This is a genomic window from Rhodospirillum sp. A1_3_36 (assembly GCF_047263945.1).
GTDB lineage: Bacteria > Pseudomonadota > Alphaproteobacteria > Rhodospirillales > Rhodospirillaceae > Rhodospirillum.
Map to the genome: position 1 here is coordinate 1 of NZ_JBLAVB010000012.1, position 26,459 is coordinate 26,459.

At 62.1% G+C, this 26,459-nt stretch carries 20 protein-coding genes and 1 pseudogene; 3 read left to right on the top strand and 18 right to left on the bottom strand.

The features are described 5' to 3' along the window. Positions 1 to 772 (bottom strand): annotated as a pseudogene (locus ACLIRY_RS19850) (hypothetical protein); the annotation flags it as partial. Positions 773 to 1,374: 602 nt separating this feature from the next. Here ACLIRY_RS19850 and ACLIRY_RS19855 point away from each other — a divergent pair. After that, positions 1,375 to 2,379, top strand: a complete 1,005-nt coding sequence (locus ACLIRY_RS19855; protein ID WP_413207262.1) for a hypothetical protein — start codon at positions 1,375 to 1,377, stop codon at positions 2,377 to 2,379. A 9-nt stretch (positions 2,380 to 2,388) separates the two neighbouring features. On the opposite strand, the gene ACLIRY_RS19860 is transcribed toward ACLIRY_RS19855, so the two are convergent. From ACLIRY_RS19860 to ACLIRY_RS19870, 3 genes are read right to left on the bottom strand one after another with little or no spacing between them, the layout of a single operon-like run. Continuing rightward, the gene (locus ACLIRY_RS19860; RefSeq protein WP_413207166.1) at positions 2,389 to 3,747 is read right to left on the bottom strand and encodes an HlyD family type I secretion periplasmic adaptor subunit; all 1,359 of its coding nucleotides are present in this window, start codon (positions 3,745 to 3,747) and stop codon (positions 2,389 to 2,391) included. Continuing rightward, a complete protein-coding gene (locus ACLIRY_RS19865; RefSeq protein WP_413207167.1) occupies positions 3,744 to 6,041 on the bottom strand; it encodes a peptidase domain-containing ABC transporter in 2,298 nt (765 codons plus the stop codon). The genes ACLIRY_RS19860 and ACLIRY_RS19865 overlap by 4 nt, the downstream gene beginning before the upstream one ends. A gap of 18 nt (positions 6,042 to 6,059) precedes the next feature. Continuing rightward, positions 6,060 to 7,778 carry a peptidase domain-containing ABC transporter gene (locus tag ACLIRY_RS19870; RefSeq protein WP_413207168.1) on the bottom strand — a complete coding sequence of 573 codons (1,719 nt, stop codon included), beginning with the start codon at positions 7,776 to 7,778 and terminating at the stop codon, positions 6,060 to 6,062. Positions 7,779 to 8,376: 598 nt separating this feature from the next. Between ACLIRY_RS19870 and ACLIRY_RS19875 the strand changes: the two genes are divergently transcribed. Next, positions 8,377 to 8,547 carry a DUF1328 family protein gene (locus ACLIRY_RS19875; protein WP_413207169.1) on the top strand — a complete coding sequence of 57 codons (171 nt, stop codon included), beginning with the start codon at positions 8,377 to 8,379 and terminating at the stop codon, positions 8,545 to 8,547. Positions 8,548 to 8,695: 148 nt separating this feature from the next. Beyond that, positions 8,696 to 9,718 (top strand): type IV pilus twitching motility protein PilT, encoded by a 1,023-nt coding sequence (locus ACLIRY_RS19880; protein WP_413207170.1) that lies wholly within the window; start codon positions 8,696 to 8,698, stop codon positions 9,716 to 9,718. Positions 9,719 to 9,978: 260 nt separating this feature from the next. Here ACLIRY_RS19880 and ACLIRY_RS19885 read toward each other — a convergent pair whose 3' ends face one another. The 14 genes from ACLIRY_RS19885 to pbpC all read right to left on the bottom strand — a co-directional run bounded on the left by ACLIRY_RS19885 (position 9,979) and on the right by pbpC (position 26,329). Beyond that, positions 9,979 to 10,461 (bottom strand): RrF2 family transcriptional regulator, encoded by a 483-nt coding sequence (locus ACLIRY_RS19885; protein ID WP_413207171.1) that lies wholly within the window; start codon positions 10,459 to 10,461, stop codon positions 9,979 to 9,981. 152 nt (positions 10,462 to 10,613) lie between these two features. Then, positions 10,614 to 11,354 carry an ATP-binding cassette domain-containing protein gene (locus ACLIRY_RS19890; RefSeq protein ID WP_413207172.1) on the bottom strand — a complete coding sequence of 247 codons (741 nt, stop codon included), beginning with the start codon at positions 11,352 to 11,354 and terminating at the stop codon, positions 10,614 to 10,616. Next, positions 11,351 to 12,358 carry a hypothetical protein gene (locus ACLIRY_RS19895; RefSeq protein WP_413207173.1) on the bottom strand — a complete coding sequence of 336 codons (1,008 nt, stop codon included), beginning with the start codon at positions 12,356 to 12,358 and terminating at the stop codon, positions 11,351 to 11,353. The genes ACLIRY_RS19890 and ACLIRY_RS19895 overlap by 4 nt, the downstream gene beginning before the upstream one ends. Further along, positions 12,355 to 13,785, bottom strand: a complete 1,431-nt coding sequence (locus ACLIRY_RS19900; protein WP_413207174.1) for a hypothetical protein — start codon at positions 13,783 to 13,785, stop codon at positions 12,355 to 12,357. Before ACLIRY_RS19900 ends, ACLIRY_RS19895 begins: the two co-directional genes overlap by 4 nt. 11 nt (positions 13,786 to 13,796) lie before the next feature. Further along, positions 13,797 to 15,029: a type II secretion system F family protein gene (locus ACLIRY_RS19905; protein WP_413207175.1), complete on the bottom strand. Its 1,233-nt coding sequence runs from the start codon at positions 15,027 to 15,029 to the stop codon at positions 13,797 to 13,799. A gap of 5 nt (positions 15,030 to 15,034) precedes the next feature. After that, positions 15,035 to 17,356 carry a GspE/PulE family protein gene (locus tag ACLIRY_RS19910; protein WP_413207176.1) on the bottom strand — a complete coding sequence of 774 codons (2,322 nt, stop codon included), beginning with the start codon at positions 17,354 to 17,356 and terminating at the stop codon, positions 15,035 to 15,037. Between the two features lie 197 nt (positions 17,357 to 17,553). After that, positions 17,554 to 18,327, bottom strand: coding sequence for a type II secretion system protein (locus tag ACLIRY_RS19915; protein WP_413207177.1), 774 nt, complete (start codon positions 18,325 to 18,327; stop codon positions 17,554 to 17,556). 176 nt (positions 18,328 to 18,503) lie between these two features. Beyond that, positions 18,504 to 19,076 (bottom strand): hypothetical protein, encoded by a 573-nt coding sequence (locus ACLIRY_RS19920; protein WP_413207178.1) that lies wholly within the window; start codon positions 19,074 to 19,076, stop codon positions 18,504 to 18,506. Continuing rightward, positions 19,073 to 19,840 carry a hypothetical protein gene (locus tag ACLIRY_RS19925; protein WP_413207179.1) on the bottom strand — a complete coding sequence of 256 codons (768 nt, stop codon included), beginning with the start codon at positions 19,838 to 19,840 and terminating at the stop codon, positions 19,073 to 19,075. The genes ACLIRY_RS19920 and ACLIRY_RS19925 overlap by 4 nt, the downstream gene beginning before the upstream one ends. Further along, positions 19,837 to 21,636, bottom strand: coding sequence for a type II secretion system protein GspD (locus tag ACLIRY_RS19930; RefSeq protein ID WP_413207180.1), 1,800 nt, complete (start codon positions 21,634 to 21,636; stop codon positions 19,837 to 19,839). Before ACLIRY_RS19930 ends, ACLIRY_RS19925 begins: the two co-directional genes overlap by 4 nt. Positions 21,637 to 21,746: 110 nt before the next feature. Then, entirely contained in the window at positions 21,747 to 22,427 is a 681-nt protein-coding gene (locus ACLIRY_RS19935; RefSeq protein WP_413207181.1) for a prepilin peptidase, read from the bottom strand. Continuing rightward, positions 22,424 to 23,320 (bottom strand): ExeA family protein, encoded by an 897-nt coding sequence (locus ACLIRY_RS19940; protein WP_413207182.1) that lies wholly within the window; start codon positions 23,318 to 23,320, stop codon positions 22,424 to 22,426. The genes ACLIRY_RS19935 and ACLIRY_RS19940 overlap by 4 nt, the downstream gene beginning before the upstream one ends. A gap of 71 nt (positions 23,321 to 23,391) precedes the next feature. Continuing rightward, on the bottom strand, positions 23,392 to 24,147 hold the full coding sequence (locus ACLIRY_RS19945) for a tetratricopeptide repeat protein (protein ID WP_413207183.1): 756 nt from the start codon (positions 24,145 to 24,147) through the stop codon (positions 23,392 to 23,394). Positions 24,148 to 24,247: 100 nt separating this feature from the next. Next, positions 24,248 to 26,329, bottom strand: a complete 2,082-nt coding sequence (pbpC, locus tag ACLIRY_RS19950; RefSeq protein WP_413207184.1) for a penicillin-binding protein 1C — start codon at positions 26,327 to 26,329, stop codon at positions 24,248 to 24,250. Positions 26,330 to 26,459 lie beyond the last annotated feature (130 nt).

A 26,459-nucleotide genomic window follows, 5' to 3' on the forward strand; every position in this document is an offset into this window, starting at 1 on the left:
CGCTCGGATCTGACGGATCGCTCGGATCTGACGGATCGCTCGGATCTGACGGATCGCTCGGATCTGACGGATCGCTCGGATCTGACGGATCGCTCGGATCTGACGGATCGCTCGGATCTGACGGATCGCTCGGATCTGACGGATCACTCGGATCTGACGGGCCGCTCGGGTCAGCCGGACCAATCGGGCCTAACGGGCCACTCGGAGCCACCTGCCCCGCAGCACCAGCCTCGCCGCCTTGATTGGTCGGGTCCACAGGGCCTGTTTGATTCGTGGGATCAGCCCCATTCTCCTCAGTTGGGTTCCGCGCCCCCCCTTGCGGGTTCAGCTCCTGCCTGAACTCAACGGTCCCATCTTCGTCCGAAAAATTTCGCGACGGAGCACCCCCGTTGGGAGGAGCATCCAAAGCATTGGCATTGGAAAACCGCCTAATGGATGGATCGGAAAATCCTACTCCGCTGCCACGACCTCCCTCATCGGAGCTTTGGCCTTCAACTCCCGACTCACCGATCAGCGCTGCGCCCCCCAGCGCGCCACCTTCGATACCCTCATTATCCAGCTTGGCGCTTCCCTGATGAAACGTGCTGTACAACATGGGGTCTTCGGCGTCTGCAGCAGCCGTGCTACCCAATTCCTCCGGATCGTCATCTGGAAGTTTTTGGCTCTCCACATCACTGAGAACGGTGTTCAGATCAAAATTGACCGCGTCTTCGTTCTCAGCGGGGCCAGTCCCTTCGACGTTTTCGGGGGCATTGGGAGTTTCGTCGGCCATGGAGCTGCCTCTTGATATCGGAGTTACGACGTAGTCTCGTGCTTACATGCGCCAACATACAGGAGCATGACACCAATTATCCGGTGAATCGGGCAATCGCAACCCACGCCACACGGAATCTTGGACGCTTCTCACTGTATGAAAAAGCGAGGAGCACAGACAGCTAGACCAAAGTGACCCCGGCACAGCGACAATTTGGAAACTTTATTTTGTTTGATATCAATACATTAGAAGAAATCGCCGACAGGTCATATGACCTTTGCCATAGCATCGAAATGGAGACTTTGGCTGAAAATTGATGCGAATCGATGATAAGCACGTGCGATCTGGATTTGTCCGAGACGCATATATTCTGTTTTTTGGAGGTCGAAATGAACCGATCGACGGATAGGAGGACGGCAAAGAAGCGGGGCCCTACGGCGCCGAACAGCGCGCCGGAGCTCCCCCCCTCCAAGAGCCTGCCACCTGTCTCAGAAGCCGCATCCTTCGAGAAAACCATGGTTCGGGCTTGGGCCTTCCGCAGGGAAGGGCGAAACACGGAGGCCGCTGATACCTTCCAGAAAGCCAAGACCCTCAATCCTCAGGCTCCCCTGCCTCCCTTGATGGCCGCGATATGCTTGAAAGACGCAGGCTTGGCCGACGCCGCAGATCGAGCCTTTCGATCCTTGACAAAAGATCACCCCACCTATTTCACCGGCTGGAGTCTTTATGGCGTCGCATTGAAAAATGCAGGGCGCTTCGAGGAAGCCGTCGCAGCATTACGACAGGCCTTAGCCGTCCAGGACCACATAGAAACGCGCAATACCCTTGTTGTGTCCCTATACAAGGCGGGGCGACTGGACGAGGCCATCGAGGAAGGACGACGCAACCTCACGCTCAAAGACCACAAAGCCGTGGAGCAGTTCCGTGCGCGCTCCGCTCCTGCCCCCCAATTGGGGCCGATGGGAGCGCCCTTCAGTACCGAAACCCGAAAGCGAAATATTATTTCCTTCTCCCTTTGGGGAGACAATCCAATCTACGTCCGAGGAGCCATTATCAACGCACGCATCGCGCCACATATATACCTTGGTTGGACCGCGCGATTTTATTGTGATTCGAGCGTCCCGTCCGACGCCATTCGCGACATTAAGGCCGAAGGGGCACAGGTCGTCATGGTTGACGACCCCGAACTGATGCGCATTCGGCCTATGTGGCGTTTCCTGGTTTCAGATGACCCGGACGTCGATTGGTTTATCTGTAGAGATGCTGACTCTCGACTGAATTGCCAGGAACTGCTCGCCGTGGAAGATTGGTTGCGCTCGGGACAGCCATTTCATGTGATGCGCGATCACATTTACCACATGGAACTCATTCTGGCAGGCATGTGGGGGGGCGCGGCCGGCGTCCTCCCCAATCTCCGGGCCCTTCTCGTGGCAAACAATCAATATTTCGATAATCGCTTTGGGGACCAAGCTTTTCTTATGGACGAGATTTGGCCGATCATACGAAATCACACCTTGGTCCACGATACCTATTACCGGTTCAACGGTGCCCGCGATTTTCCGGATGCCTACCGCCTGCCCCGCCCCGTCCATGTGGGCGGGGCAGTAAAGGTCATGAATGAATGAGGCTGGTCCTCAGCGCTCTTGGAAAGCGGTTTCAATATTTTTGTAGACCGGTTTCAGCAGATACTGCAGCAAGGTCTTTTCGCCGGTGATGATGTCTGCCTGGACAGTCATGCCCGGCAAGATCTTATTGCGTTCCGGATCTTTTCCCACGTAATCCCGGTCCAACTCCACGTAGCCCTTGTAGTAGGGATTGTTCTGTTCATCGACGAGAGTGGTTGCGGAAATCGATTTCAACTCTCCCATCACATGGCCATACCGGGAGAAGTCATAGCTGGTCACCTTCACCTTCACCGCCTGCCCGACTTCCACGTGACCGATATCCTTTGGTTGAATCCGAGCTTCGACGCGCAGGGTTTCGTCGACGGGAACCACATTCAGGATGATGCCGCCCGCAGGAACCACGGCACCGACCGTTTTGATCTTCACGTCCTGGACATAACCGGACACCGGCGCGCGCACGTCCAATCTGGCGACCCGATCTTCGGATTTACGCATGGCTTCACGGACCTGGGCCAATTCCGATGTCACCTGGCCCATTTCCTTGAGGGCTTCCTGCCGCAGACTGGCTTCCAGATCCCCCAGGCGACTATTCAACTCGGCGATGCCTTCGCGCACGGCCCGCTGATTGCCAATGGCTTGGGCAATGTCCCCCTTGATGGTCGCTGCGGCCCTTTTGGTATCCAGATAGGTAACCCTGGAGGTCAACCCCTTGCGCATCAGGTCCTCGCGCATATCCAGCTCTTCTTTGACAAGGTCCTGCTGTTCCCGCAAAGCGGAGGCCTCGTCCTCCAGAAGGTAAAGCTCTTCCTCCTTCTGATGGATCTGGTCGGACAGAACCTCCTGTGAGGTCTTGTAATTGGACATCTGGATCTGGAAAATTTCCTCCTGATCCTTTTTCAGATCCTCATATTCATCGCCAACAAAGGAGAAGTCCGGCTTACGCCCCGCACCGAAGGCTCGCAACCGCTCGGCTTGCAAGGACAGTGCAGCGAACCGGGCTTTCATGGTCTCCAATTCCGATTCCGCCGCGTCGGCCTTCATCCGGATCAGGGGCTGCCCTTCCTTCACCAACTGCCCTTCGTCAACGAAGATCTCCTCGACAATACCGCCCTCCAGATGCTGGACGACCCGCACCGAGCCGCTGGGCACCACATTGCCAGACGCGATGGACACCTCCTCAATCCGGGTCAGGGAGGCCCAAACGAGGAACGCCATCACCACCACGGCAGCAACAATCATGGCGAGGCGGACGAAGCGGGACATCCCCGCCTCCTCCAGCATGACAGATTGGCCGAGAAAGCGGGTCTGACGGCTGCCCTTGGCGACGCGGCCCCCAGCGGAACCGCCACTCTGACTCATGGTGCTCATAACATCTCCTGGGGAATGCGATCACGGATCTGGTCGGCCGGTCCGGCAAGACGGAGATACCCGTCCTCGAGCAGCAGGATCTGGTCAGCCAAGCGCAGGTGGCTCGGCCTGTGGGTCACGAGGAAAACCGTAGCATGCCCCCGCATGGCTTCCACCGCCTTCATGAAGGCCCGGTCACCGGCAAAATCCAGCCCGTTAACCGGCTCATCGAACAACATAATCGGCGCCCGTTGCACATAGGCCCGGGCCAAGCAAATCCGCTGAATCAGGCTCGCGGAAAGGCGCTCCTTGGCACCGTCACCAATCCGCGTATTCAAGCCTTCGGGAAGGTTTTCGATATCCTTCAGACAGCCGGCCTGGTCGCAAGCCCAAATCAGTTCCTCGTCCGTCGCCGTCGGTTGGGCGAGGCGCAAGTTCTGGGCGACCGAGCCATGGAACGTCGACGCACTCTGCGGCACATAGCCAATGGACTGCCGCAGATCTACCGGGTCAACCTGACGGATATCAATATCATCGATCCGCACATTGCCCGCTTGGGGGTGGTAAAGGCCCAGAATCATCTTCAGCAAGGTGGACTTACCCGCGCCATTCGGCCCGACGACAGCCACAACCTCGCCCGGTTGGGCCTCGAATGTCACACCGACAACGGCGGGATCCGCATCGTTAGAGTACCGCAGAGACACACGAGAAAAACTCACCTTTCCCTTGAATCGACTCAGGGAAGTATGGGTCGAATGGGGTTCCCGTTCGGGCTTCAAGGCCATCAGATTGTCAATATTCCGGATGGAGGATCGCACCTGCTCAATCTGGGTCATAGCCAGGAACCCTGTCTGCAAGGGCCCCAATACCCGCCAAATCAGCATCATACTGGCGATCAACCCACCGACGGTCATATCCCCGTCGATCACTTTGGTCACCCCATAGGCCATGGTCGCCAAGCCGGTGAGGATCACCGACACATGGGCCAAGGTCCCGGCCACGGAGGAAAGCTGAGCCGATCGGAAACCGGCCATCGTCGACCGCGCAGACATCTCCCGATACCGCTCCCGCCAGGTTTCCTCCGCTCCGCTGTACTTCAGGGTCCGCATTTTGCCGAGGGTTTCCACCATGAATTCCTGGCGCCGGGATTCAATCCGCCCGGCGAATGCCACCTGTTCGCGCATACGGGAGAACAGGACCAGGCCGATCAGAGTGAAAGCGATGACCGCCAGTGCAGGCACAACGACGAGAGACCCACCCAAGACGAAGATCACCACCAGATACATGACCAGGAAGGGCATCTCCAAGGTCACCGTGGCCAGGGCACCGGTGAAGAACTCCCGGACCGTGTCGAAATTCTTGATCCGTGCCACCTGGGATCCCAGAGTCGCCCGTTCCGTATAGGCGGGCGCCAGGGTCAGGATCCGCTCGAATATGGCATTGCCGACGATACTATCCAGCCGCGCCCCCACATAGGCAATCATCCGGGATCGCAGGGACCGGAGGACCTGGTCAGAGACGATGGCCAGCAGCACACCCACCAAGAGATAGGCAAGCGCTTCCCGCGAACCCGTAGCAATCACCTTGTCGTAAACGGCCATGACAAACAACGGCATCGCAAGCGCCAAAGCATTGCTTAAAAAGGATGTGCCGATCATCTGCCAGATCAAGGGCCGAAAGCGCCCAAGCGTGGCCCGGAACCAACCATGCTGGCGGTTGCGATGGGCGATTTCCTCCACATCGATTGAAGTGAAGAAATAGGCCCATCCCTCCACATTTGGCAGCTTGACCGTCGCATAGCTCTCGGTCCCGGACCGATAAACGACCATGGCGGGCTGCCCCCCCATCTCCTTCACCTCAAGGGCGACAAAGGCGGGCCCCTTGTCGGGCAGAAACAGCACCGGCATCAGCCGCGCATCAATCTCTGCAGCACGAATCCGAATACGGTCGCTGCGATAGCCCAGGTTGGCCATCGTGTTCCGCAAACCAGTAACATCGAGGGTGTCGGCGAAATGGGGCAGAGCCTCTGTGATCTGTCGGGGGTTGCCCATCCATTTCAGGCCCCGCAACAGGGGCAATAGACAGGCCGCCAAGTCGGACTTGGCCTTAAAACCACCCAACGCACCCGAGCTGATGGCTGCGTCGGAGATCCCCTCCTCCCGCTGAGGGTCCCCCCAGCGTGCGGAGAGATCCTCTTCGGTGGCGGACCCAAGCCCCTCGTTAATACCCTGGGCGGTGAGCAACTCGCGGACCGTGCGGGCCGCTTCGTCGTCCATGTGGCCACCCTGGACTTGATTTGCCGGATTTGCGGTCATGTGGAGCGTCCCTCGAAACTAGATCAATCGGCGCAGGGGCTGCGCCGACCGGGGCGCCCCCCCCGGCGCACCGTCATCGGACCGCTCCACCAGGGTCCCCATGGACAACTGGTAGACCCGATCTGTCATCCGCAACAGCGACGGCCGCTGGGAAATGACGACCATTGTCCGGTTTCCCTTCAGTCGGTCCAAGGCCGCCATCAGATAAGTGTCCCCGACTTTGTCGACGGAGGAATTCGCCTCGTCGAACAGGATAATTTGCGGATCGTGCAGCAAGGCGCGGGCGATACAAATCCGCTGGCGCAGGCCCGTTGGCAAGGTATCATAGGCACCATCGCCCACCACGGTCTCAAACCCCATGGGAAGCGCCGCCACAACCTCTGTCAAACCAAGATCCTCTGCGGCGCGCAGAGCAGCTTCCCGGTATTCCGGATCGAACATGGAGATATTTTCCAGGATGGTGCCCTTGAACAGCTCCCCCTCCTGGGGCAGATAGCCGATCTGATGCTTAAAGCTGGAAGAATCGAAATCCATCAAATCCATGCCATCGACCAAAACTTGGCCCTGGCTGGGGGGCAGAACCCCCATGACCACAGACAGAAGGGTCGTTTTGCCACTTCCATTCGCGCCCACCACCCCGATGCATTGGCCCGGCGCAACATCCAGATCGATCCCCCTGAGAATCTCCCCTTCTTCAGGGCTATATCGAAAATGAACATCGCGCAATGTCAAACGCCCCTGAACATCTGGCAGACCAGGCAGGTTCATCCCGTCGGTGGTCGGCAGATTCAAAATCTCCCCCACCCGTTCGCGTCCCAACTGGATGCTCTGAAACCGAGTCCACAAACCCACGACCCGCTGTAGGGGCTGCATGGCCCGCCCCGCCAAAAGGGTACAAGCTGCCAACTGGCCAATGGTCAGGTCATTGTCCATGACAAGCAAGGCCCCCACGGAACTCACCAAGACCATGGTGAGTTGGGAGAAAAAGCCACCTTGGGCGATAGCCACAGCATTGCGTTGGGCCATTTGGTAGCTGGAGGCTGCGCTGGTTTCCTGCAGACGTTCAAACCGACGCATCATCAAGCTTTCCATGGCCATGGACTTGACCGCATGAACGTTACCGAGCACCTCAATGATAAAATTGAGCTTCCGATCATTGGCCGTGGAATGCTCTTCAATCGCCGCTCGTAGCTTCAGCCCCGTCCGCGAAGCCACGACAGCAAAAATGACCAGCACCGTCAAAGGCACCAGGACCAACAGACCCCCCAAGTACCAGATGACCCCGAGGAAGATAAAAACAAAGGGAAGATCCAGCAGAGAGGTCGCAGCCTGACCCCCATAGTATTCCTTAATAGACTTCAGGGAAGACATCTGTTCCAGCAGAACACCGGCCCCCTTGCGCTGGACATTAAGAAGTCCGGCCCCCAACAACCGACCGAAGGCGGTATTGCCCATGCGGTGTTCGAACTGGGCACCGGACCACCCCGTGGCATAGGACCGCCCAATACGCAGCAAAGCCTCCAAGGCCAGGGCCGAAAGGACACCGATCACCAGAAGCGCCAGCGTTTGAAAGCTGGAGTTGGGCACGATCCGGTCATAGACCTGCAAAAGCGCGATGGGCAGGGCCAGGGACAAGATATTCAGAAACAGCGAGGTCACCAGCAGGTCCGGCGACGCTTTGGGCATCGCCGATAGCCGATCCACCTCGGATTTTTCCGACACGACTGTACGAGACACCGATTCCCCCTGGGCCGACGATCCGGCTCCCATTAACAGAACACCGCAAAAACGGAAATGACACGACAAAAGGCACGGCCTGCTCTAGACCTTTGACATAATCGATTCTTTTGCGACATCGAGCAACCGGTTACAAGGTTTTTGTCGCATTTTTTTCCAAAACAACATCTTACAGTAGTTTATTAATGTCGAAAATCGGTACCGTCTACATCCCGTAGCGGGCAAGGAAATAGATCCATTAGTCTATACAGAGACTCCTCCCGAAACGCGACACCACTTCGTTTCGACACCGCCCCAATCTATTGTTCCCGATGAATTTTTTCTGCCCTGCCTCCGCCTGGAAGCAATCATCAATCGCTTTAAAAGACCGCAGTCTCCCGGAAACGCCCTCTTGGGATCCAGGTCCCGGTGATCGGGAGTCTCAGATTACGCCCGAAAGCACCACCTGGGAAAATAATGGCGCAGCATGCCCTTTTCGCACCACAGCCTCGACTCTCCAGGTTGCCCTGCGGCTCCATACTATCGCGGAACCGAATCGAATGCTCCGTCGTTTCTCCAATATCATCACATCGCGCAAAAAACCTAAGGAGTTCGTGCCATGTTATCCTGGGCTATCATCTTCTTTGTCATCGCCATCGTCGCTGCGTTTTTTGGATTTGGCGGAATTGCCGGTGCGGCCGCTGGAATCGCGCAGATACTCTTCTTCCTATTCCTGGTTATGCTGGTCGTTTCTCTAATCCTGCATTTCACTCGACGCAGCCAGTTGTAAAAGCCCGCGACGATCGGAATAAGGTCCGCTATCCTGGGTCAGAGAAGCCGGGCCAGCTTGACTCAAGTTGGCCCGTAAAGAGCGTCAACTTGATCTCGGAACACGCTAAAGCCCCCTTTTGCGACGTCGCCCCTTTGGTCAGGCCTTCATGGATCTTTCCGTTTTCCTTGCCTCGGCGCGCGCGCGCGGAGCCAGCGATATCCACCTTTCCAACGGCTTCTGTGAAGAAGCCGCTGGACCTGTCCGCTTGGCCCATGTCCGCCTGGAAGGCCGATTGGTTGCCCTTGATCAGGCTCCCTCCCCGGAATGGATCCTGGACACCGTGCTTGGCGCCGAAGCTCGAGCCCGTCTGGAACAGGTGGGCGAAGTCGATGCCACCTTCACCTCGGGTGGAGGACGTGTTCGATTGCGGGCCAGCAAAGCGCGAACCGGAATGAGCCTGTTCCTTCGCCTCCTTCCCGAGCAGCCCCCCAGTCTCGCGGACCTGACCCTCCCCTCAAGCTTGACCGGTCCATTGGAAAGCCTCGCGGAACAGACCGAAGGGCTGATCCTCGTCACCGGATCATCAGGGTCAGGCAAAACCACGACGACCGCAGCCCTCATTGACCGGGTGAACCGCCTGGGAGGGCGTCATGTTTTGACCGTCGAGGATCCCGTCGAATACATCCATGCCCCCCTGGCAGGCCCGATCACGCAGCGGGAAGTGGGCGTAGACACCCCCGGCTTTGCTCAGGCCCTAAACGCCGCCCTCCGCGCTGATCCCGATGTTCTTTTGGTCGGTGAAACCCGAGATGCCGAAACAATGGCGCTGGCCCTGAGCGCCGCAGAAACCGGGCATCTGGTTCTCACCACCTTACATGCGGCGAGCGCACCGGGAACCATGGACCGGGTCGTTGACCTCTTTTCAATGGATCAACGGGACAGAGTGCGGGATGTTCTCGCCAATGCCCTGACCGCCATTATTCACCAACGCCTCCTGCCCAAGCGGGGGGGAGGCCGGATCCTCGCAGCGTCCATCCTTCGGGCAACACCAGCAGTCCGCGCCGCAATCCGGGACGGACGAACAAGGGATCTGGCCACCATCATGGCCGCCGGAAGCGCCCAAGGCATGGTATCGGAAGACCGTTGGCGGGAAGTCCTGTTCGAAAATGGGCTCACCAGTGCCCCATGACGGGAAACCGCCCGCAAAAGGGCGCAGATATCTTGCCGGATTTGTCACTTCACAGTACGCAACAAGGCGTGTTTTGCCGTCACGGGGCAATTATTTTTAGAGCATGTCGCGTGAAATATGATTCACGCGACATGCTCTCATACCAAGCGGCGCGGGTTGAAACCCAGGCCGCTTTTCTTGCGTTCAAACGCCACGCGGGCTTTACCGCGCCATAAGGCGCGGCGGCCACTTGGCCGCTTCCAAGGTGCGGTGAGGCAAACTCACCGCACCTTGGTATACACCTCTGAATCGACACACTCCCCTCTTCCCCCGGCGAGAGAGGGGGCGGCGGATAGCAACAGCTCCAATGTCCGGGGATGGGCATTCAAGACGACCGACAAGTCATAGCCGTTCAAGGCCTCATAAAATGCCTCCTTGGCCTGGAAGAGCACCTTTACAAGGCCACAGGACCGGTCCAGCAGGCACTCGGAACAATCCACCAGTCTGCCCTCCCCTTCCATCAAACGCACCACGTCGCCCAGTTTGATATCCTGGGACGCCTTGGCCAGGGTCACCCCGCCATGGCGTCCCCGGGTGCTGGAGAGCACGCCCCCATCCACCAACAGGTTCACAACCTTCATCAAATTGCTTTGGGACAGGTCGTGTGCACGGGCAATTTCTGCGATGGGAACCAACCGGTCGCCATGGGCAGCCAGATAAAGACAAGCCCGCAGAGCGTAGTCGGAAAACCGGGACAGACGCATTCAGAACAGACCTTCGTCAAAACAGGTCCAGGTTCACACCCGGATTGGTCCAGAGTCAGCCGACAAGCAGCCCAGGACAAGGCAGTGAAGGGGAGTACCCTGATCCACGTCATGCAGATTGTCCACAGGGTCGAACAGGTCTGTCAACAAGTTCAATGGACGCGTGAAAGGACCGCCCCCTCCAGAGAAGACGCCGCCTCTTCCATTCTCAGTTGGGCGGGCGGGCCGTCAAAGGCCAGGCTCCCATTATTCAACACCAACAGGCGATCACAGAGATCCTCGACCTCTGCGAGGACATGACTGGACAGGAGAATCGTCCGCCCGGCATCCCGCGCCGCCCGCAGACGGGCCTTCAAGGCCGCCCTCGCCTGCGGATCCAGCCCGTCCGCAGGTTCGTCCAACAGGGTAAGGGGCGTACCAACGAATAAAACGCCCGCCAGGACCACCTTGCGTTCCGTCCCCTTGGAACACCGCCCCAGGGGTCGATCCAGAAGGTCCGGATCCAGGTCCAGCGCGCTGCAGAACGCCTCGACTTCCCGCCGGTCCACTCTCTTTTTCCAAGCCCGGCACTGGGCGCTGATCCAGGCCCGACCGGTCATGGTGACCGGGGCCCGGTGGGACTCGGGTAAATAGGCGAGGTTCCGGCGGGCCTCTGCCTCCCTGGGATCCCGACCGAACACCGATACACGCCCTCGCATGGGACCAGCCAAGCCGGCGCAAAGGCGAAGAACTGTTGTTTTTCCCTGTCCATTCAGTCCGGCCAGCCCGACGATTTCCCCAGGCGCCAAAGACAAGGACAGATCCTGCAGAACCATCCGTCCGCCCAGATCATGCCCAAGATGGTCTAAATGAAGGGGTGCCAAATCGACGCACAGAGAAGACGCAGAGGTCATTGGGCGCGATCCATCCGATTTTCGAACACCCGATAGGTCCAGGAGGGCTTGAGGACCACAGTGACCTTCTCCTCCGGCCCCCGATCCACGGTCAGGGCCACACCGTCGGCATCGACCCTATCGATAACCACATGGGGCGCAGGAGTCTGCTGTTCCTCCACGGGCTGACCATTGATCCAGATCATCCAGGCATCCGGCCCAGCGTAAACCAGTCCCGTCAGGGTCAAATCCTCCAGATCTCGCCATCCCGGCGCCCGCCCCCAGGGACCAGCCTTCAAGGCCCCAATAATCGCCTCCACCTCCTCGGTTGAATCCAGAAGCAGGCCCTCCATGGGTGGGACGGCAGGGGGAGCGGGAAGGGGCTTCGCCCGCGGGCCCAGTTCGGTCCGCCACCGCCAGCCCTCCCAAGACAGAGTGGCGTCCAGGGTGATTAGCGCCAAGGATTCCCCTGCCCGGATCGCCTCCAACTCGGCTCGCGAAATTTCCCCTTGCCGCCGAAGGGACAGATGCTCTAACCGGCCCCCCTCCCCCTGGGCGAGGGCCTCCAGGAAGGACAAGGCATCGCCATCAAGGAAGGCCGAACCGGACAGGCGCACGGTCTGGGTCACCCGTTCCAGCCCTTTGGCCAACTCGATTCGCTCAGGAGAGGGCGCGTCATGCGTCGTGAGGGTGACCCGCCAACTGTCCGCAAGTTCGGGGGGACGCTGGATCAGCTCCCGCCGATCCAAAGAGGAAAACCGCCCCTCCTTCCAGGCCCTATTCCACGCGTCCACCGAAGGTCCCACCTCGGCAAGGGTCCGTCTCAAGGCCACGGTCTCTGCACGGGTTTCCTCCAGGGACCGCTCTATACGGGCCACCCGCTCCCTTGCCTGTTCTCCCCGCCAATGCACCCATCCTCCCCAAGCGAGGGACGCAAGGCAGGCCAAAATAGCCAGAATCCAACCCAGGGAAAGCCCCTTTGTCGGGAAGACCTGACCCTTGGCTCCGCTCCAACCGCCAGTCATGACGGGTCCTCCGGTTCGATAACGATAACCACCTCAGCCCGTCCATCCCCTCCCCCTTCAGGCCGCAGGGTGACGCCGAAGCCGGGGAAGGCCTCGGCGAAACGATCGCGGATAGCCTCCGGCGTCGCGGCGCCCAAGCCTCCCTCCGCCAGATCCAAGGTCAGGGTCCACTTTGCCCCCAGGGGCGTCAGATCCATATCCACCTGACGCGGCCTCTCCCCCGGACCCAAATTCGCCGCGATCCATTCCAGGTCTCGCAGGAGGTCAACCGAGAAGGGCTGTCGGATCCCGGCAAAGGCGCGCAGGGCCTCGGGAGTGGCGGGTAGGGCCGCAACCGCCTTCCGTTCACGAGCCAGCCCCGCTTGGGCTTCCTCCAGGTCCGTTTGAAGAACTGGACGCCGGGCCTCCAGAACCTCCAAGGCGCGCAGATTAATCACCCCCATGGCCACCCCGCAAAGGCCCAACCCTGCCAACGCCAGGGGAAGAGGCCGAAGCGCCCGCCAGCCACCAACCTGGGGCGGAGCCGTCAAGGGTCCCAGAGGCATGGACCGGGCGAAGGGATCGAACAGGGCCACCCAAGCCAACAAAGCATCCCCGGACAGACCCGACACCGGGGGAGAAAAAAGCTGCTCCAAGGTCTGCGCATCCGGCAGAAACAGGGGACCACCGGCCAACTCCCGGGACAGGCTCTCCCGCAAGGACTCTTGATCCAGATCCGCTCCGGCAAGCACCACCAGAGCACAAGGCGTTCCGGCAACATATCCCCGGCGCCGCAGGTAAGCCAGGGTTCCCCGGATTTCGTCGATCAGGGTCGCCCTATCCAAGCCAGGTGGCACCAAACGCGCCAAACGGGGCAGACCATCGCGGGCGGCCACCAGACGGGTGCCGGAGCGCCCGGGCACCACCACGAGGGACCAGTTTGGCAGGGGGGCGGGGTCCGCCTTGTCCCCGGCCTGAAGAGAGGCCATCAGCCAACGGGCCAGCCCGGGAGCCGCCAAGGCCGGACAGAAGGGGCCCTGGGTGGCCACCCCCCGCGCCGCCAAACCCGCGCGCCAAGCCTCCACACCCTGGTCCCCCGAACCGATCATCCCTGCCATGGTCAACACCGCCCCTGATCCCGCGCCAGAGGAGTCGCGAACCCGCGTGATGCGACCCCGCACCAGGGCAGAGTCCGGAAAGGCCACAGAGAGGTGCCCGCGCGTGAGTCGTCCCCGGTCCCAAGGCGCCAAACGGGGAACCTCCTCGGTCTCCAAGTGCAGTCCTCTCCCTTCCACCATCAAGGCGACGGGTCCCCCCGACCGGGGGATCAGGGGGACATCAGGCGTTCCGGCTTCCATCGCCACCCCCGGTCCCAGCACCAGGGGTGGCGCGTCCTCGGACAGCAGGAGCAGACGGCGGGCCGTTCCACGAAAGGGAGTGATGGTCATCCGCTCTTCCCTCAACCAGCCAGAAGCACGACGCCGTCGTATACCGGCAAAAGCACAGCCCAGACGATCCAGCCCATCAGGCCGCCCGCCACCAAAAGCAAAGCGGGTTCCAGCAGGGTCGACAGCCGGTCCGCGGCCTCCCTCAGGTCCTGATCATGGAAGCCCCCCACCTGTTCCAAGGCGCCGGCCAAATCGCCCCCATCCTCTCCCACCCGAGCCATGCGCGTGACCAGCGGTGGGAACTGGCCACTCATGGACAGGGCCTCCGACAGGGGATGCCCTGCGGACACGGCCCGGGCGGAAATGCCCAAGGCTTCAGACAGAATGCGATTGCCCAGGACCTCCCGTCCGACCTCCAGGCATTGGGGCAGCGGAACGCCCGCCCGGAACAACAGGGAGAAGAAATGAGTGAAGCGGGTCAGGGCCAATCGCCGCTGGATGGGTCCCAGAATCGGCAGGCGGAGACTCACCCCATCCAGGAACCGGGCAACCGGGGGAAAGGATCGTCTCGCCAGGGAAAGAAAGCCCACCCCCAAAGCGAGGGCAAAGGGAAAGAACCACCCAACCGCCGAAATGCCCTCGGACAAAGCGATCAATGCGCGGGTCTGGAGGGGAGGCCGCTCCCCCAAGGAGCTCAGGAAGGTGGTCAGTTCAGGCACCACCACGCCCATGAGAAAAAAGAACAGCCCGGTGATCACCACCAGGACCAGCATGGGATAGCGCGTCGCCTTGCGCAACCGCTGGCTCAAGTCCTCCCGCCAAGCCAGATGCCGGGACAGATGCCCACAGGCTCCGGCGAGATCCCCCCCGGTTTCCCCCGCCCGCAAGATGGGGCCGACCAGGGGACCGAGAAGGGCGCGCCCCCGACCACGGATCCCTTCACCAAGGGCTGCCGACAGGGGGGTGCCCCCAGCGACTTCCCCATGGGCCGTCCACAACAAGTCCCGTAAGGCGGGATCCTGGGTCACCGCCCGCATATCCTTTAAGACGTCCAGCAGGGGAACACCCGCTGCCAAGGCCCGCTCCAGATGCAGAAACAACTGCCGCTGCTCCCTCAGCTTGGGGCGCCCAGCGACCCAGGTCGGCAGCACGCTTCGCCTTCCCGCTCGCGCCGGCTTTGCCTGCAGCAGGTGCAACCCCGCAGACTTGAGGCCCCGGTGCAAGTCCCTCACCCCCGGTGCCTCCGCCTGACCGCGAATAATGCGGCCCTGATCATTGGCCGCTCGGTAGGCGAACAGAGGCATGGGCGTCACGCCAGCCGACCGGTGATATCGACCGCGCGCATCAGGGCGGCGACGTCGATCACCCCCTCCAGCACCAGCCGCGCACCGTTCGATACCATGGGACGGTAGCCCTGCCGCTCAGCCAGGGCGCGGATCTCTGAAACCGGTGCGCCATCCGCCAGCAGACCGTCCAGATCCGGCGTCACGTTCAGCAGTTCCGTCAGAGGCACCCGCCCGCGATATCCCGTCTGGCCGCAAGACTCACAGCCCATACCTCGGTAAATGGTGACCTCATTCTGGGGCTCAACGCCCAGAATACGACATTCGACAGGGGAGGCCTCATACTCCTGGCGACATTTGACGCAGATCTTGCGCGCCAACCGCTGGGCCAGGATCCCCATAAGCGATCCACTCAACAGGGTTTGCCGAAGCCCCAGATCCGACAAGCGGGACAGGGCGGAAATGGCGTCATTGGCATGCAGGGTAGAATAGACTTGATGGCCGGTCATCGCCGCCCGAAGGGCCATGGAGGCCGTGTCCGGATCCCGTACCTCGCCCACCAGGATCACATCGGGGTCCTGGCGCAACATGGCGCGGATGCCATCGGCGAACCCCATGCGACCGCCTTCCCGCACCTGGGTCTGACGCAACAGGGGCAAATCGTATTCCACCGGATCCTCCAGGGTCACGATGTTCAGATCTGGCCCGCTGATATGATCCATCAAGGCATACAGGGTGGTGGTCTTGCCCGATCCCGTCGGTCCGACCACCAAAAGCATCCCTTCAGGCCGTCGGATCATCAAACACAGGCTGTCCATGATGCGTTGGTCCAGCCCCAAGGACTCCAGCCTCAAGGGCGTCGCGGAGCGATCAAGGATCCGCAGGACCATGTTTTCCCCATGCACCGTCGGCACAACGGAGCCCCGGAAGTCCACTTTGCGGTGGGCCACGGCCATGGAGAAGCGCCCGTCCTGGGGGTTGAGCCGGTCCGCGATATCCATTCCGGCGAGGATTTTGATCCTTTGGCAGACAGCCGCCCAGTATTGCTTGTGGAAGGTCAGGGATTGACGCAGGACACCGTCCACCCGCTCCCGCACCCGAAGAAAAGCACCATCAGGTTCAAAGTGAATATCCGAAGCTCGGCGTTTCACCGCGTTGAGCAACAGAGCGTTGACCAAGCGGACCACAGGATGACTCGCGGCATCCCCTATCATCTCGGGGTCGGCGCCCCCCTCACCCAGGGCTTCCAGCTCCCGCAAAACCCCGTCCAGGGAGAGTTCGTGACCATAGGCGCCATCGATTGCCGTTTGGATCTCTCCCTCGCTCGAAGCCAGGGGCTCGACCCGGATATCCTTGCGGTAGCGCCGACGCACGGCATCAATGGCAACCACATCCAAAGGGTCGGCCATGGCCAAGCGCAGCAACGTGCCCTTCAACCCGACAGGGAACACCCGCAAACGGCGGGCCTCCGCCTCCGGCAAGGGGGAAAGGGCGGCGGGGTCGGGCACGGTCGCGGCGGGATCAAAGCGATCCCGGCCACTGTTATGGGCCATCACCTCGGCCAGGGCACCATCGGTGATAAAGCCCAAATCCACCAGAACCGCACCCATCATGGCGCCCGTTTTCTTCTGTTCGGTGATCGCCACCCGAAGCTGGTCCCGGGAAATCAGCCCCGCATCCACGAGCTGCTCTCCCAAGCGATCCTTGGACCCCGAGAGGGGTTTCGAACCCGACTTCGGCTTCCGGGATGAGGTGCTCTCCGCCGGAGGTTTCGGTGGCGCCTTTTGGAGTTCCGCCTTGAGAGCGGTCAGGGCAGCCAGGGCCGCTGAGGGCTTTGCCGCTGCGTCCCGGGATGGACCATCGGCCCCGGCTTCCCTGGGCGGGGCAGGCCCCCTCTCGTCCCTGGGCGGGGCATTGGTCCCACTATCCCCGGATGGGGCATTGGCTCGATGGTGATCAGCCAGAGCCTGCCCCAGTGTGGGACCGGCCGCCCGCCGCTGGCCCGTGGCGTTGCTCCGGGGCCTTGGTACGTCCCGAAGCTCAGGAGAACCGCCATTGGTCCATGGATCCTTGGGAAAAGAGGTCACCTCCTTTTGCAGAACGGCGGCGAGGGTCTCGCGACGGGCGGCCTCTTCCCGTGGCAAAACCCGCCCCGGCAGAGGCTCTTCCGGCGTATCCAGAAGCAAAGGGGCCTCATCGGGATCCCAGGTTTCGTCGTCGGCGTATTGCCCAAAGCGGAATTCCAGGTCGTCCTCCCGCTCCAGGTCCAGCTCTTCGTCCGTCTCGGACCAACCTTCTCGCTGTTGTCCGGGAATCCAGTCCTCGTCGTCGCCGCGATTATCGGCCATGCCGTCTTCGTCCTTCAAGGTACCGCCCCCGCTCCGGTGCAAGGGCGTGGTCGCGCTTTAAGGTCAATGGGAAAGACCTCCATGACAGGTGCTTCCCAGGCGTTCCCCATTGATCCCCCATGATTCCACCTTAACGGTCCGCCGACAAACCCTATTCCAGAAAGAACACGGGCCCTATTCCAGAAAGAACACCGGCCCTATTCCAGAAAGAACACCGGATTACAGACCCCCGCTTCCCCACTGGCGTACTGTCCACGCGCGGTTTTGCACCCATCCGGACTGCCCGTCGCTGTCCCGCTGAAATCACTCATCACGATATGGCCCGTGTCAGCGTTCCCGTCATCATACCGGGTATCGATTTCCCGCGCCTGGGCTCCGGACAGGGCATTCCGGGTGGGCGCGCCGCTCACCGAGTCCTGGAGGCGCAGCCAATGACCTGTTCCCGCCGTATCCCCGAAGGTTCCATGAATAACGACCAGGCTCAAACCCGACAGCTTGGCGGGAAGCACGCTCTGGTCCTGGCCTGCCCCCCCATCCAGTTTCACACCGGTCAGGAAGTTACCATAGGTCAGATGTTCCCAGGCCCGAGAAGATTCCGCGTCATAGCTGGACCCCATGGACAGGTCTGCGGACCCGATGACCCCATCACCATCCCCATTGCGGATGGCTGCATTGGCCAAGTAGGTGGAGGCCTCGTCAAAATCCCCAGGCAGGGCGTTGTATCGGTCGCGGAAAATGCTGAAGGCCGCCCGAGTTGATTCCCATTCGCCAATCGTCATCTTCAACCGGGTACTATCGATCAGCTGTTGGGCCTTGAGCACGCCCCCTAGGATCAAGCCGATCAAAACCAAGACCATCGACATTTCGATGAGCGTAAACCCTGGGCGGGCGCCGCCGCAGGGCTTGGCCTCTCGCTCCCTTGCTTTTTTGAAAACGTCATCGGTCAGCGCCTGCCGTCTTCGCTGAAGCACTCCCTTTACAAACTCCGACTGAAGTCTTCGTCCGAGCCGATGCAAGGGAGCAGGATATATTCGGCTGAAATCGGAAACCCACTCTAGTCTTTTGTTTGATTTAGACTTTCTGCGATGACCCGGTCCCCGTTTCACCGCATCTCGCTTTAAGGGAGTAGAGCGGGTGTTCGATGCAGTCATGGCAAACCCTTCCCGATGTGATCAATGGAGGAAAACAGTCCAGGAACCCAAGGAGGGACCCGATCCGGAGGCAAGGACGTCAGAGGCCGCGACAGATCCCGGGCGAGGGCCAGATCATTCCCCTTACGTCCCGCCAAATAGACAGCATGCACCCGCCAAGGCCATCGGCGGAGTGGATCCCGATCACTCATGTCCGCCAGAACCCGCGCCAGATGGCGGGCTCCCCGAGGAGAAGTCGCAATGGCGAACTCCAGAGCGAGCAAAGCCGGAGCCAGCTCTGACCCGGACCGCAATCCATCGATCAAGCGCAGCCAGCCCACCACCCGATCCAAATCAAATGTCCGAAGGGAGGGCGCCTCTCCCCGGGCTTCTCCAAGATTTTGTAAGGATAGAGCGAGAAGGACCGAGGCTGCATCGGGATCGTCCAGGGAGGCCACCAAGACAGCCTGAGGGGTGGGTGCGGGGGCGAGTATCGGCGCTGTCACCGCCTCCCGGCCCAGGCTCTGTCCCAGGACCAGAAGAAGACATCCGGCCAAAACCCAAGTCAGGGATGTGTCCCACCCCCTCATGCCCGCACACTCCGCTTCAAGTCCCAGGCTCCCAGGACCAGGGCGAGCATCACCGCACCCCCTCCCTGGGCCAATAGTCCAAGACCCGTCCAGAAGCCGGGAAGGGTCGCCCCTCCCTCCAAACCGGACAACCAAGCCGACCGGGCGAACTGGTCCAGCCTGGGCACCACGAGCGCCAAACCGGACAACAGGGGATCGGCCCAAGACAGCCCGGCAGCCTCCGCCCGGTGGTGGGCAACGGCCAGAAATAGTCCCGAAAGCCGGGCAAAAGCATAGAGGCAAAGCGTCGCGGCCAGGGCCACGCCCCGGCGCAGGGTGATCCCGGAGAAGAGCGCGAGGGCGATCACCACCCCCGCCTCCACAGCCAAGCTTCCCGTCCAGATCAGCAATCCCGGAGCGGAGGCTCCCAACCAAAGGGCCACACCCCCAGCCAGACACGCCAGAACCAGGCCCAGGGGAAGCCAGCCCAGCCAAAGCCCCGCAAGAAGATTCAGCGAAGACAGAGGAAGCGTGGCCAAGCGCTCCAATTCCCGCCCCTGCCGCAGCCGATCCAGGTGGGTCGTCACCAGGGTCGCCAGCCCTCCGACCAAAGCGAGCCGAGCACCAGATCCGGCAAGGATCAGAGCACTGGCCCGCCCCTCCACCAGGGTGGTGCTTCCCAGGAAGGAGCCCGTCAAGGCCGCTGCAACCACCAGCCCCGCCACCATGACCGGCGCGGGGTCCCCGCGCAGACAGGCCAGAGTATGGGCAGCGGCCCCTTTCATCGCCCCTGTCCCGCCGAAGGGGGAGCCAGCGGAAATGCCCGAGGATCAGGCGCGTAGGTCCGGTAGAGCGCCCGGTCCTCCGCATGGCTATGGGCGCCACCGATCACCGTTGCCCGCAACAGGACCACCAGTTCGATCACTTCGGTCGTCTTGATATCCGTGCGGAACGCCCGCCCCAGGGCGGGAATGTCCAGCAAGCCCGGCAACCCTTCCTCGTCATTGGCCACCCGTTCCTGCATCAATCCCCCCATAACGACGACCGCCCCATTGTCGATGGTGACGACAGAATCCAGCTCCCGCACCTCAACCACCGGGATCAGGGAATCCACCGCATCGCTTTGCAGGGCAACCGCCGGATCGGACACCCGGTCGGCCACGCGCGAGATGGTCGGCCGTAATCCCAGAGTGACCCGCCCGCCGCCAGGCTCCACGCTGGGCTGAACGGTCATGACCAGACCGATGGGAACCGTGTTGATCTCGCTGGAATAGGTGGTCTGGGTGACCCCGTCACTGGTTGTCGTATCCACATCCACGACGAAATAAACTTCGTTTTCCGCCACCTTCAGCACAGCGGTCTGATTATTCATGACCGTCAAACGCGGGCTGGACAGGGTCCTGACCGTGCCAAAGGTCTTGATGAAATTCACCAGGGCCCCCAGCTCCACCGCACCAAAGGTGGCCGTCCCCCCCATGGCGAAAGTGGCAACGGTATCGGTCAGGGGCGCAGTCACCACACCCGATGCCCCCGGGACATTCAGCAGGAAATCCCCACCGTCAGACAAGGCCGTCCAGTCGATACCCCCGCGAAACTGGTCATTCAGGTTGACCTCAACGATCTTTGCTTCGATCAACACTTGCGTGGCCGTGGCTTCCCGCACCTGGTCCAGATAGGCGCTCACCTGTTCCTGTTGGGACTGGGTGCCAACAACGGTGATCAGCCCCGCCTGACGATTGACGTGGAAACTGGCTCCCCGAACCTCCACGGGAGGCTCAGCGCCGGGTAAATCGGTTGCGGGCAAGGGGGAAGAGGCCGTATCGGCAAGACGATCTGCTCCGGCAGACCCAGCCCCCTCCTCCGAAAGCACGGTCGACGCTGAAGGCACCCGAGTGAATGTCTTGGCCCGGCCATCCTCTTCGGTTCCCAGAATCTGAGACAGCCCCGCCGCAACCTCGGTCCACAGATCGGCGGTGGATTTGGAAGTGACCGAGGAGGAGGAGGCATTTGTCCGTCCCCCCTGCCCCGGAGCCCCATCTCCCACGCTGGTGAACACGTCGGTGCTGGTGGAAACGCTCCCCTCCGCCCCCCGCGCCATATTCAAGGCATCCAGGCGATAGACCGCCGGACGCGGCAGGTCCGGGCCAACGTGAACGACACCGTCTGCCACGGAAACGCGCAAACCGGCCACAGCGGCGAGGCGGCGGACAACTTGGTCGAAGGGTCTCTCCCTTGCGGAAAAAACAACCGATCCAGTCACCCCCGGTTCCAGTTCCAAATCAACCTCAGCGGAGCGACAGAGACCGATCAGAAGGTCGGCCACCGGGGTGGGGCGATCGGCAATGACGGTGACTCGGCGAATGGATTCCGGCAGGGTGACCGGAGGGGGGACAGGAGCCAGAGGCAAGGGAATCGGAGGTTCGGCCAGCCGGGGGTCAGGTATGGCCCGGCGAGAGACGAGCGCCCGGTAATCGTCTTTCTCCAACCTCCCGGCCTCGTCGAACGGCGCACAGCCGCCAAGGGTCAATCCCCCCAGCAACAGCCCTTCCAGGACCGCTCTTGCCAAAATGCGACCTGTCACAATCACTTAAATCCCTCAAGCAGGGTGGCCCATGGCCACAAAAGGTGTCCCAGACACCTCTCTTTTAACCTACCCGAGCGAAAAGAACACGCAAAACGACTCTCTAAAACCTAAGGTGAAGACAAATAAAGAACACTGGGAAAACCACCACCAAAACCGGTCCCCAAGATCGCCAGGGCGACCCCACCCATCAGGGCAGGCGCGAAGGGAAATCCCTCCTCCGCGAGACCGCCTCGCTTGGACAGGAGGGAGGACATCCCACCCCAAAGCAAGCCCAAGCCCCCCGCAGCGATCAAAAAGAGCGCCATGGTGGTAGGCGATAGGGCCAAGCCCGCCATGCCGATCAGCCCCACGTCCCCTGCCCCCAACCCCTCTCGCGCTCTCAGACGCCGGTACAAGCGCCGCAAAACCTCTGCGCCAAGAAACGCGAGGACACCACCGGTCAGAGCCGCCCAGGGGGTGCCATCCAGGACCCAACGCCAAGCGATCAAACACAGACCCAATCCCAGACTGGCTCCGTCGTGGATCACCCGATCCCGAATGTCGACCAGGGCAATGGCCATCATGGGCAGGCCCGCCAGAGTGGCCAGGACCGTCACCCCGCCACCAACCAAGTCAGGGGGAAAGGCCTGGGAACAGCCCCATCCCCAGGCCAGTCCCAAAAGGATGGTAATGGGTCGACTTCCATCCCGACTTGCCGTCCGAAGCGCACCCGCCCGCAAGGAGGCAGCCAGAGAGGGGACCAGGATCCCCAAACCCCCACCCAAAAGCGATGCCAAGAGATCGCTCAAGACGACAGGAAGGCCGTACAAGGCGTCAGAGACCCTGCCAAGGCATCCTGCTGGATGGGTCCTCGCTTCGAAAACATCCGGGATGGGGCGGGTGCGGGGGCCCCAGCCCCGCCCAGAATCCGCAAGGCCACGCGGGCGTGTTCCCTGTCCACCTGAACCGCGCCATCAGCCAAAGCCAAGTCCATGGCGCGAGCGGCCAAAGCATCCAGGGTTCCCGGCACGCCTTGGCTTTCCCGGACCAGCACGTCTTTCGCCGCCGGAGTAAAGAGGGCTCGATCCGAAGTCCGGGCCTGCTCCACCCGCTGGTCAAAATAGGCCAGGCAATCTTCCCTTCTCAGGGGCTCAAGACCAACCATGGCGCCCATACGCGCCATCAAGGACGGACACAGCGCCAAACGCGCCCGCATCTCTGGCCGCCCCAGCAGGACCATGCGAATCAGCCGCCCCCGGTTGGTCACCAGGGAATCGAGATGGAAGAGATCCAAGGCGTCCTGTTCCTCCAGATTTTCCGCGTCGTCGACAATCAGAATAACCCGTCGCCCTCCCAGACCCAAGGCAAGCAACCGCGCGGCCAGCACCCGTGCGGGCATAGCGATCGATCGGGTTGGATCTAAACCCAGGTCACGGCAAACGGTGGCCAGCAAGCCATCAGCGTCCATGGAGCGAGCAGACAGGCGGATCACCCGATCCCGTCGCCGCAGCACCGCCGCGACCCAACGGGCCAGATAGGTCTTCCCCATGCCCGCATCCCCCACCACCAAGGCTGGCCGGGGATCCGCATGAATCCGGGCGAGCAGACGACGGGCAGGATCGCGGTCTGTGCCCGTCGAAAAGGCCAGATCCAAGCCCGGGTCCACGGGAAAAGGATGGTGACGCAGGGACCAATGGGCCAACAAAGGGTCCCCCGGAATAGGATGGGGGCGAGGATAGGAAAGGGGGGTGAGAAAAGAGGACGGGGTGAAGGTCACTGTGTTTTCTCCTCCATCTGAACTTCCAGCCAACGGGCCCGACGGGACAGGGCCGCCAGATCCATACCCTGTGGAGACTTGCCCTCGGCGCGGGCCAAAGCGACGGCGCGGCGATAGGCCGCAACGGCTTTCTCCGCCTGCCCGGCTCGGTCTGCGGCGACGGCGAGATTGTGCCAATGGGCCGGGACAGAGGGGGCCAGAGAGGCGGTACGCTCCAGGGCACCCAGGGCCGCCAAGGGCCGGTTCTGGAGCAGAAGGAGCAAACCGATGCGTTCGGGGATCGCGGGATCGGCGGGGTGGTGGGCGGCCAGTTCGCCCAGGCGACCCAGGGCGGCCTCCGGCGCCAAACGGCCCAGGGCATCGACCAACTTGGCGCGGATCTCTCCATCTCCGGGGCGCAGACGGACGGCCCGGTCATAGGCGGCTGCGGCTTCTCGGATCCGCCCCATGCCTTCCAGGGCCGCGCCCGCGCCCAACTGGGCCTCCACCCGGGCTGGATCTATCGAAAGGGCCTCCCGATACGCCTCCAGGGCCTCCCCGAGGGCACCGGCGCGCATGGCCCGATAGCCCCGCTCCACCGCCTTGGTGGCGGTGATCTCAAGGGAGGGCACGTCCTCGTCGATAGAGGGCTTGGACGCAGCGGCCTCGTTCGCCCACGCCCAACCGGAACCGGCGGGCGTCAGAACGCCCAGGGCTAGGCAGAGAGCCAGAACCAACCGGATGGATGTCGGAAAACGAGACGAGCGAACCATGGAGCACCGACTGGAAGGGGACGAAACTCCCTTAGCGGTACACCGCTTGGTTTAACGCTCTCTTACTAAAGAGACATTTTCCGCCTTTCGGCAGCGGGGGCTAATGTCCCTCCTTGGGCGAAGGGGCGCCGTCTGCTTCGGTCACCCAGACCCCCACGCGGGCGGAGTGGCCTTCCGCGTCCACCACAGTCACCGCAACCTTGCCCTCTCCCCGGGCCAGCCAATGGGTGGAGCGCACATGGGCCAGGGAGGGAACGGGGCGCCCGTCCACCAACCAGGTTAGGGGTCTTTGCCCGCCCCGGGCCGCCAGGGACAGAACGCCCCCGGTCCCGCTCAGGTCCAAGGTTGCCCCGTCAGGTGGAAAGGTGATGGCCAGACCATTGCGATCGGACAGGGGCGCCAGCCCCTTGCGATCATCCACGCCATCCAAACGACGCAAGGCCGGGGGTAGATCGGCGTTGGCCCCGACAAAAACCCCCTTGGGTCGGGGCCGGGCAGGCGGTTGCTTGTCCGGCAGACGCTCGAAGGCGTCGAAGAGGATCGGCGCTGCCGTCTCCCGTCCAATGGCCCCCGGCGTGGGGGTCCCATCGGGGCGCCCAACCCAGACGCCAATGGTCGTCCCGCCGTCGAACCCGAGAGACCAAGCGTCGCGAAATCCGTAGGAAGTTCCCGTTTTGTAGGCAATCTGCCGCTGACCCGGCGCCTCGGCCGCCCGGGGCGGACGACCCGGCGGTGGTGGGCTATCGGCGAGCATATCCGCCAGATACCACGCCGCCCCCGCCTCCAGGATCCGACGGGGCGCCAGCCCTTCATTCGACAGCGCAGACAGGGGCGGGGCGGCGCCCCCTGCGTCGATAGCCGCATAGATCCCCGTCATTTCCTCCAGGGTCACCCCGAGCCCCCCAAGGGCCAGGGGCAGGCCGGGCCGGGTCACGCCCCGGGGCAGACGCAGAGGGATTCCAGCCGCCTCCAGCCGCGCGGCGAAGGGCAGCGGCCCGACCCGATCGAGCAAGGCCACAGCAGGCACATTCAAGGACTGGACCAGAGCTTGCCGGGCTGAGACTTCCCCCCAATGGGTGTCGCCAAAATTGGCCGGCGTATAGGAGCCGAAGCGCGCCGGTCGATCCATCACCAGGGTTTCCGGGTGGATCAGATGGCGTTCCAGCGCCATGCCATAAATCAACGGTTTCAAGGCCGAGCCAGGGGAGCGGATCCCCCGGGTCATGTCCACGGCACCCTCCCGGTCCTGGTCCTGAAGGTCGGGGGATCCCACCTCCGCCCGGATGGCGCCCGTTTTGGACTCGGCAACGATCAGGGCCAGGGATTGACCCGGCTCCAAGGTTTCGGCCCGGCTCCGGGCGAGATCTTCCATAGCCTGTTGCAGCGAGGCTTGCAGGGTGGTTTGGATGCGACTTCCCGGCGGCGCGGCCCGGGCAAGACGTCCGGTCAGATGGGGCGCGAGGAAGGGCATGGGCCGACGGACCTGGGGGAGGGGATCCCCCTTGGCCTCCTCCCCGCGCCTTGGATCGAGCACACCCGCCGCCACAGCCCGGTCCAGGACCTTGTTCCGCGCGACGAGAGCCCGTCTGGGGAAGCGGTCCGGGCGCAGGGTTTCCGGCGATTGGGGCAGAGCCACCAGCAGGGCCGCCTCCGCCGGGGTCAGGCGCTTCGGCTCCTTGCCCAGCCAGGACAGGGATCCGGCGCGCACGCCTTCCAGATTGCCCCCCATGGGCGCGAGGGTCAGGTAGGCGCCCAGGACAGCCTCCCGCCCCAGGTGGGCTGTCAACTGCAGGGCTCGGCCCATCTCCCACAGCTTGGCCCCAAAGGTCCGATCCGGGTGGGGCTCGATCAAGCGTGCGGCCTGCATGCTCAGGGTGGAGGCTCCGGAAACGATCCGCCCCGCCCCCACAGCCTGCCCGGCGGCACGCAGCACAGCCAAGGGATCGACCCCGGGGTGCTGAAAAAACCGTTGGTCCTCGAAGGTCATCAGCAAGGAGAGGTAGAGCGGATCCACGTCATCAGCCGTGGTGGGCAACCGCCAGGCCTCGCCGGTTTCGGTCAGGAAGGCGCGGAGCAGAACGCCGTCCCGGTCCACCACCTGGGTAGAGGGCGTCAACCGCGCCAAATCCGGTGGATACAGCCAATCCGCGCCCAAAACCAACAGGCACAAGAACCCGATCACGCCCGCAGTCCTGACTGCGCGACCTGTCCAAGGGGAGAAGGACACCCGCCCTTCTCCCGGGGGTCCATTGGCCGACATCTGTTCCATCGTCGGCCAGCATTTCACGGAATTGCGTCGAAAACGAGACTCC